The sequence below is a fragment of the Dysgonomonas sp. UBA7710 genome, assembly GCF_002482385.1.
Taxonomy (GTDB): domain Bacteria; phylum Bacteroidota; class Bacteroidia; order Bacteroidales; family Dysgonomonadaceae; genus Dysgonomonas.
Map to the genome: position 1 here is coordinate 1 of NZ_DLFW01000048.1, position 19,743 is coordinate 19,743.

Consider the following 19,743-nt stretch of genomic DNA (forward strand, 5'->3'; position numbering starts at 1 on the left):
GTATCGTAAAAATAAAAAATCTTCGTAATTTTGTAGAGAAATTTAGTGAAGTATGGATAAGTATCGAAAAATATACAACGATAACTTCTTGGGAACATCAGATGTTTCCATCCTTAAATTCTATTATGCCAGCTTTAAGATACAACAAGCGAAAGGTAAAGCTCCTGATGTAAATGTCTTTTTAGATGATTGTGCGAAAATATCTGAAGAGAGTAACCTTATGCTAAAAGTTTCCAGCGTAATACCGTTCTTTAATTTGCTTTTTGGAACAGGTAGAGAACAAAAACATATAGCTGAAATAATAAGGACCAAACGTGAAGAAGTAGAGAAGCTATTCATACAGGATGATATTTCGGATGAAGCTATAAAATCTATGTTGTATGGCATGTCATCTTTTACACAAGCTGGTAGCTTGACAAAAGAAGATATGATACAGGTAGTAAAAGATAAAATTCTAAAATGCTATTCTATAAAAGGCAGGAAGCAATTAGGCGATCGTATTTTCGGCTATTTATTGGCTTCGGAACTTATTTCCGCCTATACACCCGAAGAGCGATTGCAAGCATGGCAAATACTTATCGGAGAAAAAATTGCTCCGTCCGATACAAAGCTACACGCGACTCCCTCCTTAAACCGTAGTAATGTCGATAGTAAAACACTTCTAAAGCATTTAGATACGATTCGGGAATTTTATTCTGAAATTAGACTTGCAAAAGCGGTATCGATTATTGAAAAAGACATGAAAACTCTATCGCTCAAAGTCTGAGACTCTCCTTTATTTCTATTCAGTTATCTTTATTTATTCTCAGCGTAACAAACGGACTTGCCCCATTTCGTGAGTTGTTGTCCCAACTTGTCCCAGTGATATAAATTGCTTATATTCAGATAAATTGTTATATATATTTGTCTTTCGAAATTTCTAAAATTATTAGTAAAATGAGAAAGACATTCAAGAAATTCTGGTTAAAATCAGAAAATGAGGAAGCTATTGAGAATAGTATTCCTCAAGAACAAGTATCGCCGGTTGACAAGGCGATGAACAATCTAATCAAAATGAAAGAGGCTGTTAAACTTCTCAAGGCCTCTGCTCCCACCGTCCGTAAATATGCCAGACTTGGTTATTATAAAGAATACCGATTCGGCGAAAAACTTGTATTTTACAACAAAGAAGAAATCTTAAACTTTATCTTAAACCGACTCAGAACCGCAGAAGATTCTTGATGCCATGAAAGAAAAAGCATCAGCCTCTGCCCGTAGGTCGAAAAATGAACGGATTGAAGAGGAACTGCGGACACTGTACAACTTTCGGTTCAATACCGTAAAGAGCCGGACAGAGTACCGGGACATCCATGCACAAGGGGAATTCAGGCCTGTAACCAAATACTTCCTGAATTCCCTCCGCCGGGAAATTGATGTCCGCATTGGCATTACCACTTCTGCGGATAATATCCGGGCTATTCTCGAAAGCAACTTTGCGGAAAAAGTACATCCCATCCGGGAATATCTTTCTCGATTGCCTTTGCTGAATCCGTTGGACTTTGGATATACTGATCAGCTCTTGCAAACCGTTGAAGTCTCCAATCCTGATAAGTGGAAAGAATACATTTTAAAGTGGCTGATCGGGGTTGTAGCTAATGCGATGAGTGATGTCGGTTGTCAGAATCACACTTGTTTAGTGCTGACTGGCGAACAAGGTAAGTTTAAAACAACATGGCTCGACCATCTTTGCCCAGATCCGTTAAAAAGCTATCTGTTCACAGGGAAGATAGATCCACAGGGAAAAGATGTATTGACCCTGATCGCCGAATACCTGTTTATCAATATTGATGACCAGCTGCGAGCTTTAAACAAACATGATGAGAACGAACTCAAAAACCTGATAACGACTCCGGCTGTCAAGTACCGCAGGCCATACGATACCTATATTGAAGAATACTCTCATCTGGCGAGCTTTATGGCATCGGTGAACGGCAACGATTTTCTGACTGATCCTACAGGCAGCAGACGCTTTCTTCCATTCGAGGTTATCCGTATTGATATCGACAAGGCTTTATCCATCAATATGGATCATGTTTTCTCTGAAATCATGTATTTATACAAACAAAGTGTCCGCTATTGGTTTGATAACAAGGAAATAGAAGAATTACACAGGTTAAGTTCGGGTTTTCATGTGCAAACAGTAGAATATGAAATGCTGATGCAGGGTTTTGAAAAGCCCGATGATACGGACGATTCGTTTATGACAACGGCTCAGGTACTGAACTATCTAAAGATATTTAGCTCTTTGCCCCTGTCAGAGAAACGGATGGGCGAAGCCATCCGGAAGGCTGGATTTACACGGACTCAGAAACGGATTAACCGCAATCCCTCTCCTGTATATGGTTACCGGATAAAGAAGATTAAGCCGAATCCCTTTGTCGATCAAGAACTGTAATAAAGATGATGCATTCTTTTTGCTTACTACCTTACTACATAACAGATAATCCCATGAAAGAAAAAAGATTAGATGTAGTAGGTGCAAAAATATCATCTTACTCTCCTGTTACTACCTTACTACAGTTGTAAGGTATTTAGTTACTACAATTCGATATAGATACTACATATTACAACCTAAAAATAAAACACTTAAGTCATTTGTAGTATGTAGTAAGAAAAAGTTTTACAAAATTAAAAACAAGATTATGACAACATATAACGAAGCAAATAAAATAAGTATCAAAGTCTATCTGGCTAATAGAGGTATCCATCCGGTTAAAGATCATGGTTATTATGGCATGTACCGTTCTCCATTCAGAGAGGACAATAATGCAAGCCTGAAAGTCGATTATAATAAAAATCTATGGATCGATTTCGGAAGCAATGACGGGGGAACAATGATCGATTTGGTTATGCGAATCAATAATTGTTCATTGAACGAAGCAATGCAAGAACTAAATCGATACAACAGTACATCAGTAAATCTGCACAACACTACAACAGCACAACAGCAATCAGAGTCTTTTTCTTTTCACGGCAATAATTCAAAGAAGAATACCCCTGCTATAACAATACAAAAGGTGCTTCCGATCACACACCAAGCCCTGATCGATTATATATCGGAAAGAAAGATAAGTCTTGATATCGCCAAGCAATATTGCTCTGAAATTCATTATTCCGTGAACGGAAAATCTTTCTTTGCTATCGGTTTTCCAAATGATAATGAGGGTTGGATATTACGGAGCGAGCCATTTAAGGGTTGTACTTCTATGGATGTAGCAACATATAACGGAGCAAACAATACCAATAACACAAAAGAATCGTGTTTAGTCTTTGAAGGTTTTACCGATTTCCTCTCCTACCTGACATTAAGGAATATTCATTCTCCCCAAGAGGATGCTATAGTACTTAATTCACTATCCAACCTTCCCAAAGCTATCGACAAGCTAAAAGAATACAAAGAAGTCCATACTTATCTCGATAATGATAGTCCGGGAAAGAAAGCTACTCTAACCATTAAACAAACTCATCCGGCTGTAATTGATCAGTCAGCAAAGTATGCAGGCTATAAAGACCTGAACGAGTATCTTATTTCGATCAGGCAGATACAGCAAAAAGAGAAGCCTAAAACGGAAGTCGAACGGAAACCCTTCAAAGGTTTCAGACCCTAAACTTTCATGCGTACCCAAGGGGCTTTTGAAAAAGCCATAGCCTATTAGGGATTTTTCTTTACGCTCTCGTTTCACTACCACTAAAAAATCCCAATAGGCAAAGGGTGTTCCCCCTTTTGAATCCCCCTGAGCGGTCTGATGACCGCAGTCGCTTTAAGCGACTATTTGGAATGATGAATCATAGTCCACCGACAAGGGATAGGCGGCAGGCATGGTTTCCAATTATCAAAATTACGAACTTTTTAATTAAAAATAGCTATGGGATATGTTGTTCTTCATTTAGATAAATCACCACGAAACGAAGCGGCGATGACAGACCATATAGAACGGAAAGTAATAGCTCCGAATGTCGATCCGAAACGGACACATTTGAATAAAGAATTGATTGAATTTCCCGAAGGAGTAACCAATAGAACGGAAGCGATACAACACCGACTGGAAAATGCAGGGCTAAGCCGTAAGGTCGGAAAAAACCAGGTACAGGTTATTCGACTTATACTCTCCGGCAGTACTGAAGACATGCTGAGAATACAAGCGGAAGGCAAACTCGATGAATGGTGTCGGGATAGTATGGATTGGCTAAAAAAAGAATACGGAGAGAAAAATGTTGTAGCGGCAACTTTGCATCTGGATGAAGATGCTCCGCATATACACGCTTCGGTAGTTCCGATTGTTCAGGGAGAACGGAGAAAGAAAAAATCCAATAAAGAACCGGAAGCTCCCAAAAAGCAGTATAAGAAGAAAAACATAAATAGGCCTCGACTCTGTGCTGATGATGTAATGACCAAAGAAAAGCTGATCCACTATCAGGATAGTTATGCGGAAGCTATGGCTCAATATGGATTGGATCGAGGTATCAAAGGATCGGAAGCCCGGCATATCAGCACATCGGAGTTTTATCGCAATCAAAAAGAAGAGTCCAATAACTTACAGGTAAATATAGGCTTATTGCTGATGCAGGAAGAATCCAGACGCAAGAACATTGAGCAACTCAAACAACAGGAACAAGAGGCAAAGCAAGATTTCGAACAAGCCGAGAAGCAGAAGCAACAGAAAGAAGCCGAATTGCTACAAACAGAACAGGTACTTAGTAAAACTAAGGGCGAATTGAAAACCGAGAAACTCAAAAATACGGCGGCCGATGTAGGTTCTACTATTATGGATGGGATTAGCTCTATGATAGGTTCTTCCAAAGTGAAACGGCAACAGCAGGAGATAGAGTATCTGAAAGAAGAAAAGGAAAATCTAATTCAAGAAGTGAAGACTCTGAAACAGGATATGCAGACCAAGCAAAAGGAACATGAGACTGCATATGATAAACTAAAACAGGAGCTAAAGAAAATCTATGACTTATTTCCAAAGATCAAAGAGTTGCTATGGATTGAAAAGTTGTTACAGACTATGAAGTTTACAGAGAGTCTTATCAAGAATATATTAGAAATAAAACCTGTTGTATTCAAAGGGGATGTATATTCTCCTGAATACAAACGATATTTCAAAACGGAAAGGTCTGTTGCGGAGATCAAGCAACATTCAGAAAAGCCAGACAAATATGAACTGACTATTGACGGAGTGGATGATACAAACTGGTGCAGGAAGAAATATAAGGAATCGTTGGAAGCTTTGGGGATAAAACCGAATGAACCTAAAAAAAATCAGGGACAGAGACGGTAAATCCTAGAAGAAATCAATATAAATTGAAATAGCTCAAACACCTATTTTATCCAACTTTCAAGTGATCATATATGTAACAAAGAGTCATTCCCGATAAGGTATGGCTCTTCGTGTTTTCCAATACTATTGAGTAAGCTGAAATTTTTCAAGTATCCCAATAATTATGGATCAAAATGTTTAGTCGTGCAAATGATTTATCAGTATCAAAAGTTCACCTTTCCATTTACGACCATCCCAACCAATATAGCATATATGGTCATCAGTATGAGATTTAGATTCATCACCTTCGGGAGAATGCACAAAAGTTGTTCCGTCAAACTTCAGTTGCCATTTTTCACCTGCGTCTGAAATGTAGTTTAAAATATTATCAGTATGCCCTTTGTCTTTTTTCCCTTCGGGATAATGATAAAATTTACCATCTTTAAACTCAGCTGTCCAACGGGTTTTATCCCATGTCAGATAGTCAAGATAATTCGAAGCTGTTTTAATCTCTTTTGGATTTTCTAGAGAAGTAAATACAAACCATGTACTTTTCATAATCATTTTTTTTAAATTGTTTTACATTCATTTGTCTTTTATCCTATTTCTTTTTCCTCCTTTCTTTAGAAACAGCTCTATTTTGTTTTTCCTACTCTATTTCCGGCTTTTCGGATACCACCTTTATTTATTCTTTAAAAATCATTTATCACTCTCATTTTTGCATTGTTACCACTCCACAGTAAGAAAAATTTAGATCCTGAACTAAAGTATATATAATATACAAATCCTCCTCCCGGGGTAGGATTTCCCCATTCATCACTTTTAGGTGATCCATAATACAATGAACCTGTAATATTATCTCCACCTGCATCTGTTATTTTAGTATTGAACCAAGTTTGGGCGGAATCGTTTCTATTTCTGTTACTTGGGTAGTCTTCTCCCCATGTCTCGTAATTCATCCCATTATAAGCACAATAAAGGTAATCCATATCTACACTCAGGGGTGTATACCAACCTGTGCCCGCATTATAAGTAGTTCCATAATTTGTAGCCCATGTTTCATCCAGTGCAACCTCTGCCCGTTCATACAATCCGACAATTTTCCCATGTACACTAACCTTATCATACGGATGATTGCCAGCTCCTTGATTACTTAGCCAGAATACAACACCTACAGCCGGCATTCCGCTGATAAGTACTCCGTTTTGGTATATGGCAGTAGGATCTGGATAGTAGTCGCCTACCTTATACCCCTTTTGTATTGTACCCTGTGTTGCAGGATTACCTGTTCCTATCCAACTTGTAATACCACTGGAGCTAACAGTTATACCGGTCTTGCCTACTGTAATATTATATTGATGGTTTTTACCTATCTGAAGTTCTGTATTCGCAGGAAAATTCCATTCAAATTTGCTTGCATTGTCGGTTAGAGTTACAACCAATTTATTTCCCGATAAGGTTTGCGGTATAACAATAGCTGAACTGCTCAACCCATCTGTGGCGGTGTTGGCTATTAATGTCTGCCCGCTGTTGGTTTCCGTTACCGATCCATTTGCCAAACTTACACTGGCAGTAGTAGCAAGATTGGTAATTTCTATTTTAGCTCCTGTCAGATTTGGGGAACCTGTACTCGAAATCAGCATAAAACTGAGCTTGCTTAATGCATGGTTGAATCCCAAATCTACTGTACCACTATTTTTATTGTAACCACCACTGGCGGTATTTGCCGTATTAGCATATAATACATCGATATTGGCAGGACTAGTCTGATTGCTTACATCGACAGGATAAATATAATTCGTTAATGAGGATTTATACGGGTAGTAGGCGATAAAGTCCACTTTGTCTCCATTCTGTGGATAGAAAATAGGCGTGCCACTCACAGGAGTAAATCCGCTTATAACGTTGCCGCCTGTCTGCGCCTTATATTCGACATTATCAGCATCCTCTGTTATATAGCTACTATTAAGGGGTTGCCCATTCTTTAGCATAAAAATGCCTATGGGATCATTCAGCGTCCATTGATTGCCATCATTTGTGGTTTTGGTTTGGACAATGCCTGAACCGAACTGCACGGCAACAGGAGCAGCTTTGCCTCCTACATCCTCATCGCTGTTGCATCCCGTTAGGAGGCAGGATGCAACAAGAAGAGTATATAATCTGATTATTTGCTTCATAACTGTTCAGTTTCTGACTATTTTACTTGGCAGTACCCGAAACAGCTCCTACCTGATCCCATCCATTGATAGTACCACGAACAGCTACGCCTGTGCGTTGCACCGTAACATTGAAGGTGTGTTTTTCAGCTTTGGCAAAAGTTGTGGCAGGGACTTCATAAACAAATACTTCGCTTTTGGCATTGTTCAGAGCGAACTCAACAGTTACCACACCTGCGGTAAAAGACTGGGGCACTACAATCGCTTCGTACAGCTTTCCGCCAGTAGTGTTTTTTGTCAATATGTCTGCAACGGTATTTGGTGTACTCAATAAATCTGTGGTTATGTTATAATTAGCTTTTGTATTCAACCCATTGATGGTTACAGTCATGTTAGCTAGATCGGTTTGTGTAAGCCCGTTATCGGTGTCGGGAGTTGTATTGATTATCACCTTAGTCAACTTGTGATCGAATGCTAGATTTACATAGCTCACTCCTTGTGTTTTGTCGTATCCCGATCCGCTATTGTTGGCCGTTGCCCTCATCAGGTCGATAGCCGACTGATTGCTTTGGTTGGCTACATTTATGGGATATACATAACTGCTTACCGAACCACTGTAGGGGTGATAGGCAATAAAGTCTACTTTCTGCGTAGCATCCACCGGATAGTAAATAGGGGTAGTGGATGTGAAAGTTGCTGCCGCACCTGTGGATGTTGTAGTGTACTTAATATTTTCGGCATCTTCGGCTATAAGCACGTCTCCGGTTTCTACCATATAGATACCGATTGCCTCGTTGCCTTCCCACTGATTGCCATCGCTTCCGCCTACTTTGGTCTGGTTAGCAGATACACCTGACGAAAATTTTACATGTCCGTCGTTTGTTTCGGGTGTGTTGTCTTCGTTACTACATGATACAAGTAAAATTACTGTAATTGCTAATGCTGACAGAAATTTTGTTTTCATAATCTGTTTTGTTTAAATTATTTTATATATTATTTATTATTCCTATTTTATGGTTGAGTTGTACTGTATTTCTTTATATTTCCGCTTGTAAGGGCCACATTTGTTGCGGGAGTGACTGTGTAAGGTATGTCGTTTTTCTTCCACACAAAGCGAATATCCATTGTTTGAGGAGGCACTAATGCCCAGCGAAAAAAGGTATAATAACCACTAGTATATCTTCGCCACATTTGGATCGTATTCTTTGTGCTTCCGGGTATTATACTTTGATTAGCCAAATTTATAGTGCAATCGGTTACTGCCTCCAATAGATTGACTGTTGGTGGGGTGTTAACATTATCAGCTATAGCTAATTCTATCATAGCCAAAGCATGTGAAAATAGTAAAACTAGAACATTGTCATTTTTAGAAACATTCTCCAGTTTAGCCCACAAAAAATCATTTTTCTTATAATACTCACCATCATTAGACGCTTGATCTATCGGTACATTGAAAATGTAAGCATTCGGGTTGGTCATACCGGCATCGTAGGGATAATAGGCATAAAAACTCAAATTATCACCATCGTTTGGGTAATACTGCGGAGTGATGGTAATCCATGCTCCATTGTTGTAAGTAAATTGCACATTATCGGCATAGTTACCCGATGCCAGTAATCCTCCATTACCTTTTACGATGTATACTCCTATTTTATCGCCATTCTGCCACGTACTGATGAAGTTATATGTAGTAGCAACCTTTGTTTTAGGCGCGTTGTCTTCCTCTCCGGCAAAATTCATTGCAAATGTTATCTGTTCGCCGCCTTGTGGGTTCGGAAATAATTCATCATTATCATTGCTACATGAAGCCATCCACACGAGGCTGCCCAGTAACGTTAATAATCGTATTGCTTTCATATATTTTAGCTTTTTTTATTAGTTCTCTTTTACTTTTTTGATGATTACCAAGCTACTCCGCTGCTGCTACCTGTCACCTTCCACCCTGTAATGGTGGCTGCAAATCCACTTTCTTCGGGTGTATTCAGATTGCCTGAAATAGTTAGAGGAACATGTTTGTTCTGATTGAAATTAACCAATTGGGCACTCACATCCGATTCTATGTGTTGAGTCTCGCCATCGGTAAAGGTGATATCCAATATGAGTTTCTTAGTTTCATTCGCCATACCTAACAGACGAACTGTGGCCGTGAGCTTATTGCCATCGCGGGTAAAAGAAGGCGCGATAGATAGATTTGTACCGCTATGCATATTAATCTCATAATCAAGGCTGTTGGCAATACCCGTTAATGTTGCGGAAGTGGACGCAATACGTTTGGGATCGCCTTCTGTTACAGTTAATTCAATAGTCAACTGTCTTACTTGCTGTCGCATTTGCACGGTAATTGTCTCTTCTTTGAAGTCTGCATACCTAGCCTCTGTAGTGGCTGTAAATAGCCATCCGGGAAGGGGATCAACCAAATTACCTGTCATTGTTACTGCTGCGGTTGTCCCTGTGATGCTTATTCTATCAGGGCTGTTATAGATATAAATGGGATAATTACCTGCCTCAAGCTCTGGTAATATGTTCGTGGCTTGTGTATAGTTCAAGGTTTGATTGTTGATTATTACCATGTAACTTGCAGGTTGCTCTATACCCGAGGTACGTTTACTCCAGTCAGTAACAAGTGTCATTTTTCCTTTCAACGGATCTTCGAGGTCTACTCTGGTACAGGATATTACACTTAACAGTAAACAGTTAGCAGTGAATAGGAGTAGCTTGTTTATATTGATTTTCATATCTTGATTTATTTTTCCGTTATCAATTTATTTTCCAGACAAAGGTCATGGAGATACCTGTTGGCCCCCAGTAGCCGTTAGCGGTTTTCTTTCCGTCACGGTAGTCTACACCTCCAATCCGTTGGTATTTTTCCTTGTCATAGAGATGCAGGTAGCCTAAAGAAAATCCTAAGTCGACCATCAGATTTTTGCCTGCATAGAATTGATGACCGAGGGTAAGTCCTCCACCCATATACTTGCCTTGGTTGCCTGTCAGGTTGTACTCGCCCATTGTATATTGGGCTCCAATGTAATTGTATTTGGATTCTCCTATATAATAGCGTGCCTGTGGAGCCAGATTCCACATCCGCCAGTATTTGTTTTGGGTATCCAGGCTCCAGTGTGCCCAGCCACCATCAATAATCAGGCTTACGTGGTCGGAGTTTTTATATTCTATACCCACATTCGGGGTAAGCATTAACCAGGGGATTACATTGGTTCGTAAACTGATACTGCCTTTTGGCGAGTAAGTAGATAATGATTCCGCGTTGCTTTGTCCGTAGGAATACAAGGATAAAGCAAACAGTAGAATAAAGAGGGTATAAGATTTCATCTTGTTCTTTATTTTGTTTATATAGATGTTATATTATATCTTAGGGCAATGGAAATAGCCTGAATTTATTTAGTATCAGAATGAAAATTGTGAGATGATGTGTTAAAACACAGAGTAAAGTTAAGCGAAAATTCTAAAAATAAATCAGGCAAAAGAGTTGTGAGACTTGCTTTTGCCTGATTCTTGACATATTTTATTGTAAAATATTTATTAACAAATAAATACAATGGATATTAATCCTCAAATCCTGACATGTTTTTTTTCGTTTTTTTGAATTGGGAAGGAGAAATACCTGTCATTTTTCGGAATGATTCATAGAAAGAACTGCGGTTGCTAAAGCCTACCCGTATACCGATATCATCGACAGACAAAAATTTATTTCCAGGATCTGATAAAAGGCGGATAGCCTCTTTCACCCGGTATTCATTGATATAGGTGTTGAAATTTTTACCTGTGGTACTATTGATTGCTTTGGATAGGTATTTACGGTTGATACCTACATGTTCTGATAAGATCTCAAGGTTAAAGCCGGGTGAAGTATATAGCTTTTGGCCGACGACAAAAGAGAATATACGTGACATGACAGCAAGGTCTTCTTTAGATACATTGTCCGAGGGATTATCTATACCAACGGGAGTTAGTTTATTCTTATCATTATTTTTGCAGTCAACCTGATTAAGAATAAATGTACCCTCAATTCCTTCTATTGAGTTTGCCCATTCCTGATTTTTCCGAACTAACGTCCTGTAGGCTGATTGTGTACGGCGATAAAGTACTACGATAACGGATAGGGCGGCAACTGATAGTATAAATACGATGGATATAATCAGTATGGCTTTACGTTGTGTTTCAGCTTCCGCTTTTCTTGTTTCTATTTCGTTTTCTGCAATGTTTTGCTTTGCCTGAACGATATACTGAGAGCTACAAACTTTATCTTCTTCCTTATAAATACTTATTAGAGAATCATTATATTCCTGTGCCTTATCTATATCTCCTTGCTTGGCACTGTATTTTGCCAAAATGGTGTACGCCTGCTTTAGACGTTTATTTTTATTATAAGTATCTTTGTGTGCATAGTAAAGAACACTGTCTGCTAACATGGCTATTTGGGATGATTCTTCCATTCCGAAATAGGAAAAACATTGACAGGCATACATTCCGGCAAGATGTCCGTAATCATCCCCTCTTTTCAAAAACGGTAGTACTTCCAGATCCAATGCCAGAGATTTTTCGTATTCTCCTTTCAGCATCGCATTACATGCCAAATGTGACAAGGCAATAGCATTATATACAGGGCGGTTAAGCACAATATCTTTACTCTTCAGTGTAGACTGGAAGTAATAGTCGGAAGTATCCATCTGGCTTATATTGGCATAACAGATACCAATAATTTTACGTGCATCCAGATTGGCACAGTCGGTAAAAGAGCGTGAAGGCTTTTCTGTGATAGCATGTTTAAGTAATTCGATGCTTTTATTAAAGTCATTGAATAGATAATAGGCTTCTCCTAATTTAAAATAAGCGGCTCTTTTATCGGGATATTCTTTCTCTGAAACAACGGATAGCTTCTTTTCGAGTAGTATAGCCATTTCAAAGGCTTTTGTATAACTGGGGGGCTGCGACCAAAAGGCCGTATTGAATGCTTGGAGGAGTAATTCAAGCTCCAAGTTAATATATCGTTTCCTTGCGGCTTGCAGCGACAGGGAATAGTATTCGTTAATTTTTAGGTTTGTTTGATCGTATGTTGTGCTGGGCAGATTAGTAATTTTTTTGTAATGATGGTTCAGTTCTTTACTATCTGAATATGTTTTTTCGATATGTGATACATTGTCATAATCCTTCAATGCTTTTTGATAGGCAGAGACCTGTTCTGAAGCAAGTGTTCGGCGATACAGCTCCAACTCAGGATAAGTTATTTTTGTTTGAGATATGACAAATATTCCTGATTGCTGCAAGAGAAGAATAAATAGCAGCAATACTTGTTTCTGATGATTTCCCAATAATAGTACACGTTTTTTTGTTTTCACAAGAGATTGTTTATCAGCGTTCCCTAACAAAAATAATATTTTTCAGGAAATATTGGATGCAATACTGGAGTAAAAAGAATTTGATTTTTTATTCTTCAATAAGCTAATCGTTGATTGGCTTATTGAATATTCTGAATTCGGCGGTCATTGAAGCCCGAATTAAATCACTATTCTTTCAACAAATCTATCTTTCTCGCAATCTTTTCCCATCTGGAAGGATTTTCTGATAAGAATCAGGCAATTCAGATGTAAGTCTATAGGTTGCCACACCAATTGGTTGAATAGAATCTTTAAGAGCGTATTCCACAATGATGTACTCTTAAAAAAACTGTCATATAATCTATACTTTATAATTCTCCAACCATCAGCCGGAGAAATTCCATTCTTTTATTTCTCCAACTCTGCTTTGACAATATTTTCTAAAACTTTCTTATCTGGTAATTTTAGAAGATATTTTGAAACAAAGAGCTGATCTTCCATATTGACAGTAGTGTATTTTACCAATGTGTCATTTTTATCAGCACATAAAATAATTCCGATTGGGGGATTATCGCCTTCTGTCATCTCTTCTGCTTTGAAATAATTCAGATAAAGAGTCATTTGCCCTGCATCGGCATGAGTAAATTCTCCGATCTTCAAATCTACTAAAACGTGACTTTTTAAAATTCGATGGTAAAACACTAAGTCTATCCGGTAATGAGTATTGTCAAATGTAATTCGTTTTTGGCGAGCTTCGAAACAGAACCCAGTCCCAAGTTCTACCAGAAATTTTTGTAAATGAGTTAGTATAGCTTGCTCCAAGTCTAGTTCTGAGTGGGCAGAATTATCTTCTAAACCCAAAAATTCAAGAATATAGGGATCTCTAAGTATTTCGGAATTAGTGGTAGGCTTTAAACTCTTCACTTTGGCTATAAGTGCCTCTTTATTCGTAGATATAGATGTTCGGAAAGCTAAAGACGTATTTGTGGCTCTTTTCAGATCTCTAACGCTCCAATTGTTCTTGATCGTTTCTACTTCATAAAATAAACGTTCCAAAGGATCTTCAATTTTAAACAACTCTATAAAATGTGTGTATGTGAGTTTCGATAATATCAACTCAACAGGTAATATCATTTCCTCATCGAATTGGCTAATCAGTGATTGGCTTTTTTCTAAACCTTGTATATTCAGCTGATTATCTATGCTTTGCAATAAGCCAATCACTGATTGTCTTATTTGCGGATACCTCTGATAAAAAGTTCTATGATTTTTCAGAGCACTGACAGAAAATCCTTTTACCTCTTTTTGTTTCAATTGAGAGGCTATTTCACCTATCAAATTATCTCCATATTTTGCTTTATCTTCTCCCTTCTGTTCATACTCAACGATATAATATCCAACAAGCCAATTGCGAAGGGTCAGATTTAGATTGACACTCTTTTGAGCATTATCTTGAAATTGATAATGTGCTTGAGAAATACTATCTATAAGTTGGTCAAAGCTCGACTGTCGTTTATTGAGTTCCATATTGGGATTAGTTATTTGTATCTGTAAAAATAATAAAATATAACAAAAACTGAAGTTTAATTCTGCAACCATTAGATGCAGAATTAGAAAATCACTTCTTCAAGTTATTTCTCAATGCTTTCAATCTATCAGCAGCCTGAAAGTTATCGACTTTAATATATCGCATAAATGCAGCTGGACTTTTGTGTCCCGATATTTTCATTAGTTCCTCGGCAGGAAAGCCCGATAGATACATATTGGTACAAAAGGAACGCCTACAGGTATGTGACGAGATCATTTCCCATTTCTTGTTTACCTCGGCAACCCTATTGTTTCCTCTCTTTCTCACGACTTCTACTTTGTGGATAAGTTTTATTCTCTGTCCTAACTCTTTTACTCGTTCATTAAATTTATAACTATGGACTTTCGGTAAATTATAATCATACTTCTTAAGAATATCAGGCACATAGTCAATCATTGGAATAACAACGGCTTTGTGTACTTTACGTTGCTTAATATTAATATTCCCATTGATATGATCAATGTGCTCCGAGTTTAGTGTAGATAAATCACTATATCGAAGGCCTGTATAACAGCCCACTATGAAGATGTCTCTTATTTCTTCCAATTCCTTATCCTCAGATAAGTCAAGCCTATAAATAGCCTCTAATTCTTTTTCATTGAGATAAATTGCATCCGTCTCTTCCTCTACAACCTTGAATGATTTCAAATCAATATTAGGAATCACTCCTTTCGTAATTTGATAGTTGACAAATCCTTTTAGCAGTCGTACAACTTTTCCTGCCGAATTAGTAACTAAACCAACTGTTCCATCAGGTTTGACAGCTTTGTAGAAAAGATAATCCATAAATTCATTATAGAATTTAAGATTCAAATTTCTGAATGTGACAGGCTGAGATGAATATTCTTTGAAATTAGTGAGGTGCTTTCGCAATGTCTTATAGTCTTTTACTTGATCTTTAGAAACATGGGGAGCTTTTTCTTCAATATACAGCTCCAATGTTTTAAACATATCTACTCTATTCGAACGTTGCTCATACTCTCTATTCTTTTCCAATTCGAGCAGAATATAGTCCACAGTAGGGTCAATAGTATTGTCCACTGCATAACTGAGTATTTCGCCAAGTTTAGATGTTATTTTGGTAAGTACAAGATCAATCTCTTCAAATTGCGGACAAGCTCGCTTTATCCATTTTTTCTTATTATCCCAATGCTCAGGCTTTATGTCGTAACCTGTTGCGATAAGAGTTCTTCGAGAACGAGAATAGTTATAGCATACATACAAAGGAGTAGTCCCATCTTGAGAAATACGTTTCGCTAGTATATAAGGAACATAATTTGCCATACTTTTTATATTTAAAAGTGTCGTGCATTTGTCGTGCAAATCTACAAAAACTATTGAACAATGCAAACAAAATGGGAAATTATAAAAATATAAAGTATTGATATATAGTAATTATTGTAAAATATAGAAAAATATTAAAAATAAATAAGAGTCCCGTCCATACCGCAGAAGCCTTAAGATAAAGGGCGACAGAAGTAAGACAAGCCCTTCATATTCACTGAATATGAAGGGCTTTTTTCTTTTTTATCTGTTTAGGCAGAAAGACAACCGAAAGACAAAAAAGGCATGACTTGTGATATTGTAAAATAACAGATATATAGGAAATAATAAGTTTTGACATCTCTTAACCAAGAGGTATAAAGTCTCCTTTTTACATTTGCAGAATAAGATAAAAAGAACTTTAACAAGTTTTAAACAGTAAGCTGGTATATAATCACAAAAAAAAATGCTAAATATTGATAGACAGATGTTTAATTCTATGCTTGATTTGAATTGTTTTCTTTATTTCTTTCGTGGTGTAGTAATTAATACAGGAACTTTTGAATGTAAAATAATATGTTGAGCAATACTGCCCATAGCAAACAACGCAAAGCCACTTTTCCCATGTATACCTACAACAATTAAGTCTGCACACCAATCTTCAGCAGTTTGTAGTACATCATCTTTGGGGTTACCTTCAGGCATAAATTTTAAGATGTTATAATCCGATCCATATATTTTAATAAATTGATCTAATGTATCTAAAGCTTCTTTCTTCAATGCTATAAGTGCTTCATTTGGCATTATCCCTGCATCAGGATTACCAACAGCCTTCGTTTTGTCAACAACAAATATGAGAGCTATTTCGGCATTAAGTTGTTTTGCCAATTCGACACCTTTTTTTACCACATTCAAAGAGTTTTCACTACCATCAACAGCTATCAAAACCTTTTTATAGTTTTCTGTTACTTTTTCCTCAAAGTTTGGAAGATTTAAACTGATTTGATCTTCAATGATGCTGATTTCACTATTCTCAAACTGCTCTTTATATTTATCTAAAAATGAGTTAATCGTCTCTTTTTCTCCTGACAATTCGATACATTGAGGATGCTTAAGAGATAATATCTCTGGATGTTCTGTCTGTATTTTCGAGTGATGTGCAAGGTAACCAGCTGTTACATGGAAGGAGATTGCTTGGTTAATTCTGGCTTCTTTAGCTGCTTTTAATATGTAATGAGAAAAACCATTGTGAAATAGTCTTTGCATGAAAGTAAGCCCTTTTACTTTTTGTCCGTGTTCAAAATAGATTCGAACGGTAATATTATTGTTATTCATTGTATTTTATTTTATATGTTGTCCTTTAAATTTTCCGTATATAAGATGTTTCGGGCTTCCCACTATCTGAGAAGCGTATATTCCGGTATGTCCTGAAAACAGATATGAGATAACACAGGCAATGCCAATGTAGATAGCACTTTCCGCTCCAAACAATTCTATTCCCATAAGGGTACATGCAATAGGAGTATTAGTTGCTCCTGCAAATACACCGACAAATCCCATTCCCGCCAACAGTGCCATTGGCAAAGGAATAATTCCAAATAATGCACTTCCTAATGTGGCTCCAATAAAAAATAACGGAGTAACTTCCCCTCCCTTAAATCCAACTCCGATAGTAAATGTTGTAAAAAGTATTTTTGCTAAAAAGTCATACCAATCCTGCTGTACAGAAAATGATTCAACAATAGTTGGCACTCCAAGTCCGATATATTTTGTTGTGCCTAAGCCCCAAACAACGAGAGCGATAATCACTCCACCTATAAACGGACGAAGTGGTGCATACTTTATCTTATCTTTCGCCAATTTAGTCCAAAGGTGTACCGAACGGGAAAAAAGCATGGCTGTAAGACCAAACAGAATACTAACAGCTACCGCAAGCAAGATATTCAGAATGCTTAACTCGGGAACGAAAGGAATACTATAATGAGTATGTGCTACACCCCACAAGTGACATGCCAGATGGGCGAAAATAGCCGCCAGAAAACTCGGTAATATAGCTTCATATCTCATTCTTCCTACAATAATCACTTCCAATGCAAAGACCGCTCCTGCCAGTGGTGTGCCGAATACCGAAGCAAATCCTGCACTAATACCCACTATAATCATTATTCTATGGTCACGCTGCTTTAATCTGAATATGCGGGAAAACTGACCGGCAATTGCTCCTCCCATTTGTACAGCAGTTCCTTCCCGTCCTGCCGAACCTCCAAAAAGATGCGTGATAACCGTCCCTATATAAATAAGAGGTGCCATCTTAAAGGGGATAATATCTTTGGGCGCATGTATTTCTTCTATCAGGTAATTATTTCCTTTTACGACATTACCACCCCAGTAATGATACATTAATCCGATAAGCAGACCCGCTATAGGTAACAATGCAATTATCCATAGATGTGACTCCCTGTAATTTGTTACTAAATCGAGTGAAATAAGTAATAAGGCTGATGCCGAACCAATCAATGCACCTGCAATTAATGTTATAATTAACCATTTGAACAAGTAAAACAGGAGTGGAATCTGTTCTATTTTAATCATTAACCTTTTATATGAATTTATCCGGTACATATTATAGTTACAAAACATAAAGAAAGGTGACTATTTCTAATCACCTTTCAAAGTGAAATACTTAGTTATTTTTAAATGTTTTTTTCCCCGCGAATAGAGAGTTTTTACCTAACTCATGCTCGATCCGCATAAATTGGTTGAACTTCTCAACACGTTCGCCCCTGCATCCGCTACCTGTTTTTATATGACCGGCATTAAGTCCAACTGTCAGATCTGCGATAAAAGTGTCTACCGTTTCGCCACTGCGGTGCGAAATGAATGTATTGTAGCCATTCTTATTTGCCAGTTCCATTGTTTCCAATGTTTCAGTTACTGTACCTATCTGATTTAATTTTATAAGAATAGAATTGGCAACACCTTTGTCGATACCTTCTTGAAGAATGGCTTTGTTGGTGCAAAAAATATCATCTCCAACTAACTCTGTTTTGTTTCCCAAATCTTTGGTTAAAGCTTGCCAACCTTCCCAATCGTTTTCAGCCAAGCCGTCTTCAAGTAACACAATAGGATATTGTTTCGTCCAGTTTTCCCACATTTTTATCATTTCATCACTGGTTAGCAGTTTGCCTGTACTCTTGAATAATTTATACTTTCCGTTTTCCCACAATTCACTAGTAGCGGGGTCGAGGCAGATACTGACATCTTCTCCGGGCTTATAGCCTGCTTTTCTAATGGCTTCGAGAATAACCTCTACTGCTTCTTCGTTTGATTTCAAATCCGGTGCAAAACCACCTTCATCACCGACACCTGTACTCAGCCCTTTTTTATTTAATACAGCTTTCAATGTGTGAAACACTTCTTCTCCCATGCGTATTGCTTCACGGAATGAAGGAGCATTATGCGGAGCGATCATAAATTCCTGAAAATCTACATTGTTATCAGCATGCTTACCCCCATTGATTACATTCATACAAGGTACAGGCAGTATATAGGCATTACTGCCTCCTAAGTATTGGTACAACGGAGTTTTTCTACTCAATGCTTTTGCCCTTGCATATGCCATCGAAACGGCTAAAATAGCATTTGCTCCGAGTTTCGACTTGTTTGGTGTCCCATCCAAATCGATCATTAAATAATCAAGTTCGCGTTGACTGTGGAAACATTTACCTACGATTTCATTAGCGATAATTGAATTTACATTATCAACCGCTTTTAGTACTCCTTTACCTCCATAACGTTTTTTATCTCCGTCCCGGAGTTCTGTTGCTTCTCTTTCTCCTGTGGATGCACCACTGGGAACCATTGCCCTTGCCTGTGTTCCGTCTTCCAGTAGGATATTGGCTTCTACGGTAGGATTTCCTCTTGAATCGAGAATCTCTAATGCTTCTATTCTTGAAATTTTCATAACTTAAGTTTTATTTATTGATAATATTGCCAAAATGATATAAGGATACAGCACACAAAATATTTTGTATGTGATTAAAAATGTGATTAAGAAGAGTCTTGCGGAAATAAAAAATCCGCTACCGAATGCCTGTATATAT

General features: G+C 37.6%; 17 protein-coding genes. 5 read left to right on the plus strand and 12 right to left on the minus strand.

Annotated features, from left to right (window positions below; translation table 11 throughout):
- Positions 1–52: 52 nt before the first annotated feature.
- The 5 genes from B3317_RS17060 to mobV all read left to right on the plus strand — a co-directional run bounded on the left by B3317_RS17060 (position 53) and on the right by mobV (position 5,321).
- The gene (locus B3317_RS17060; protein WP_291113974.1) at positions 53–766 is read left to right on the plus strand and encodes a hypothetical protein; all 714 of its coding nucleotides are present in this window, start codon (positions 53–55) and stop codon (positions 764–766) included.
- Between the two features lie 170 nt (positions 767–936).
- Entirely contained in the window at positions 937–1,221 is a 285-nt protein-coding gene (locus B3317_RS17065) for a hypothetical protein (RefSeq protein WP_291113976.1), read from the plus strand.
- A gap of 4 nt (positions 1,222–1,225) precedes the next feature.
- Positions 1,226–2,434, plus strand: coding sequence for a VapE domain-containing protein (locus tag B3317_RS17070; protein WP_291113978.1), 1,209 nt, complete (start codon positions 1,226–1,228; stop codon positions 2,432–2,434).
- Positions 2,435–2,681: 247 nt separating this feature from the next.
- Positions 2,682–3,647, plus strand: coding sequence for a toprim domain-containing protein (locus B3317_RS17075; RefSeq protein ID WP_291113980.1), 966 nt, complete (start codon positions 2,682–2,684; stop codon positions 3,645–3,647).
- 258 nt (positions 3,648–3,905) lie between these two features.
- Positions 3,906–5,321, plus strand: a complete 1,416-nt coding sequence (mobV, locus tag B3317_RS17080; RefSeq protein WP_291113982.1) for a MobV family relaxase — start codon at positions 3,906–3,908, stop codon at positions 5,319–5,321.
- A 177-nt stretch (positions 5,322–5,498) separates the two neighbouring features.
- Here the strand turns inward: mobV and B3317_RS17085 are convergent, their stop codons facing one another.
- The 12 genes from B3317_RS17085 to eno all read right to left on the minus strand — a co-directional run bounded on the left by B3317_RS17085 (position 5,499) and on the right by eno (position 19,604).
- Entirely contained in the window at positions 5,499–5,858 is a 360-nt protein-coding gene (locus B3317_RS17085; protein WP_291113985.1) for a DUF4751 family protein, read from the minus strand.
- A 134-nt stretch (positions 5,859–5,992) separates the two neighbouring features.
- Positions 5,993–7,477: a fimbrillin family protein gene (locus B3317_RS17090; RefSeq protein WP_291113988.1), complete on the minus strand. Its 1,485-nt coding sequence runs from the start codon at positions 7,475–7,477 to the stop codon at positions 5,993–5,995.
- Positions 7,478–7,499: 22 nt separating this feature from the next.
- The gene (locus B3317_RS17095; protein WP_291113991.1) at positions 7,500–8,420 is read right to left on the minus strand and encodes a fimbrillin family protein; all 921 of its coding nucleotides are present in this window, start codon (positions 8,418–8,420) and stop codon (positions 7,500–7,502) included.
- 47 nt (positions 8,421–8,467) lie between these two features.
- Complete coding sequence (locus B3317_RS17100) at positions 8,468–9,313, minus strand: fimbrillin family protein (protein WP_291113994.1); 846 nt, start codon at positions 9,311–9,313, stop codon at positions 8,468–8,470.
- A 44-nt stretch (positions 9,314–9,357) separates the two neighbouring features.
- Complete coding sequence (locus B3317_RS17105; protein WP_291113997.1) at positions 9,358–10,191, minus strand: FimB/Mfa2 family fimbrial subunit; 834 nt, start codon at positions 10,189–10,191, stop codon at positions 9,358–9,360.
- Positions 10,192–10,213: 22 nt separating this feature from the next.
- The gene (locus tag B3317_RS17110; protein ID WP_291114000.1) at positions 10,214–10,783 is read right to left on the minus strand and encodes a DUF3575 domain-containing protein; all 570 of its coding nucleotides are present in this window, start codon (positions 10,781–10,783) and stop codon (positions 10,214–10,216) included.
- 233 nt (positions 10,784–11,016) lie between these two features.
- Positions 11,017–12,810 (minus strand): helix-turn-helix domain-containing protein, encoded by a 1,794-nt coding sequence (locus B3317_RS17115; protein WP_291114003.1) that lies wholly within the window; start codon positions 12,808–12,810, stop codon positions 11,017–11,019.
- Between the two features lie 387 nt (positions 12,811–13,197).
- Positions 13,198–14,388: a PDDEXK nuclease domain-containing protein gene (locus B3317_RS17120; protein ID WP_291114009.1), complete on the minus strand. Its 1,191-nt coding sequence runs from the start codon at positions 14,386–14,388 to the stop codon at positions 13,198–13,200.
- Positions 14,389–14,407: 19 nt separating this feature from the next.
- The gene (locus B3317_RS17125) at positions 14,408–15,661 is read right to left on the minus strand and encodes a site-specific integrase (RefSeq protein WP_291114012.1); all 1,254 of its coding nucleotides are present in this window, start codon (positions 15,659–15,661) and stop codon (positions 14,408–14,410) included.
- Between the two features lie 501 nt (positions 15,662–16,162).
- Positions 16,163–16,975 (minus strand): DUF190 domain-containing protein, encoded by an 813-nt coding sequence (locus B3317_RS17130; protein ID WP_291114015.1) that lies wholly within the window; start codon positions 16,973–16,975, stop codon positions 16,163–16,165.
- Positions 16,976–16,981: 6 nt separating this feature from the next.
- A complete protein-coding gene (locus tag B3317_RS17135) occupies positions 16,982–18,232 on the minus strand; it encodes a voltage-gated chloride channel family protein (RefSeq protein WP_291114018.1) in 1,251 nt (416 codons plus the stop codon).
- A 91-nt stretch (positions 18,233–18,323) separates the two neighbouring features.
- The gene (gene eno, locus B3317_RS17140; RefSeq protein WP_291114021.1) at positions 18,324–19,604 is read right to left on the minus strand and encodes a phosphopyruvate hydratase; all 1,281 of its coding nucleotides are present in this window, start codon (positions 19,602–19,604) and stop codon (positions 18,324–18,326) included.
- Positions 19,605–19,743 lie beyond the last annotated feature (139 nt).